Genomic DNA, 1793 nt, shown 5'->3' on the forward strand with positions numbered 1-1793 from the left:
AGACCCTGTTGGTTAATTTGTAGGTGTGCCGTTTCCTTCGGTGTATCGATACATTGTGGGGTTATGTCGTTACAGCCGAGGCCGTGGCCTGAGGTGCCGGAGTTGACCGCGCGGATGGCTCAGGCGTCGTTTCGTAAGGGAAATCTCGCCACCCGGATCCGTGACGAGCTGGGTCAGGTGTATGAGGATTCCCAGTTCACGGCGGCGTTCGGGGTGCGGGGCCGGCCCGGGATCTCCCCGGCGCAGTTGATGATCGTCACGGTGTTGCAGTTTTCGGAGAACCTGACCGACCGGCAGGCCGCGGACGCGGTCCGGGACCGGATCACCTGGAAATACGCGCTCGGTCTCGAATTGGAAGACCCGGGTTTCGACTTCACCGTCCTGAGCGAGTTCCGGGATCGGCTGGTCGACGGTGACCTGACCGCCCTGGCCCTGGACGCCCTGCTGGTCCGGCTGGCCGGGCTCGGGCTGGTCAAAGCCCGCGGCCGGCAACGCACCGATTCGACCCATGTCCTGGCCGCGATCCGGAACCTGAACCGTCTCGAACTGGCCGGGGAAACCCTGCGTGCCACCCTGGAAGCCCTGGCCGCGGCCGCCCCGGACTGGCTGACCGCCACCATCGACGCGTCCTGGGCCCAGGTTTACGGCGCCCGGATCGACAACCTGCGCCTGCCGGAAAGCCAAACCCGCCGCGACGCCCTGATGACCCAGTACGGCGTCGACGGCTACCACCTGCTCGACGCGATCCACCACCCGGACGCACCCGGCTGGCTGACCAACCTGCCCGCCGTGCAGGCATTACGCCAGATCTGGATCCAGCAGTACTACCGCACCACCGGCACCGGCCGGCAGGAGGTGCGACGGCGGGACCCCGCCCCTGACGGGGACGGCATCCCGCCCGCCAGAAACAAAATCATCTCCCCGTACGACCTCGACGCCCGATACAGCATCAAACGCGACACCACCTGGACCGGCTACAAAGTCCACATCACCGAAACCTGCGACCCACCCAGCACGGCCGGCACGGATACCGGGCCCGGTGAACTCCCGAACCTGATCACGAACATCGCCACCACCACCGCGACCGTCCCCGACACCGCGATGACCACCACCATCCACCAGCAACTCGACAACAAAAACCTGGCTCCCGCCGAACACCTCACCGACGCCGGATACTCCTCCGCGCACATCATCGTGACCGCCGCCCACCAACACGGCATCACCCTGATCACACCACTACTGACCGACAACTCCGCGCAAGCCAGAGCCGGACACGGCTACGACAGAACCGCGTTCACGTTCGACTACGACACCCGCCAGGGCACCTGCCCACAAGGCAACACCAGCAGCAGCTGGACCCCCACCCGCTCCCACAACACCGACACCATCGTGGTCGCCTGGCCGATCACAACCTGCCGCCCCTGCCCCACCCGCGAACCCTGCACCCGCGCCGACCGCCGCAAAGTCAGCATCCAACCCCGCGACATCCACGAAACCCTCACCACCGCCCGCACCACACAAACCACCCCGGAATGGAAAACCCTCTACGCCACCCGCGCCGGCGTCGAAGGCACCATCCGCCAAGCCACCCACGTCACCGGAATCCGCACCGCCCGCTACCGCGGCCTGCCCAAAACCACCCTCGAACACACCATCGCCGCAACCGCGATCAACATCCACCGCCTCGACAACCACTGGACCGGCCACCCCCTCGACCGCACCCGAACAACCCACCTCCAACGCCTCAACTTCACCCTCGCCGCATAACCCCACCAAATAAACCAACAGGGTCT

Annotated in this window: 1 protein-coding gene; it reads left to right on the forward strand. The window is 65.9% G+C overall.

Going from position 1 to position 1793, the window contains the following annotated elements; translation table 11 throughout:
• On the forward strand, window positions 1-1767 hold a 1767-nt coding region (locus Apa02nite_RS50660), incomplete at its 5' end, for an IS1182 family transposase (RefSeq protein ID WP_239165150.1).
• Window positions 1768-1793: the final 26 nt, after the last annotated feature.

The organism is Actinoplanes palleronii (genome assembly GCF_016862315.1).
Classification (GTDB): domain Bacteria; phylum Actinomycetota; class Actinomycetes; order Mycobacteriales; family Micromonosporaceae; genus Actinoplanes; species Actinoplanes palleronii.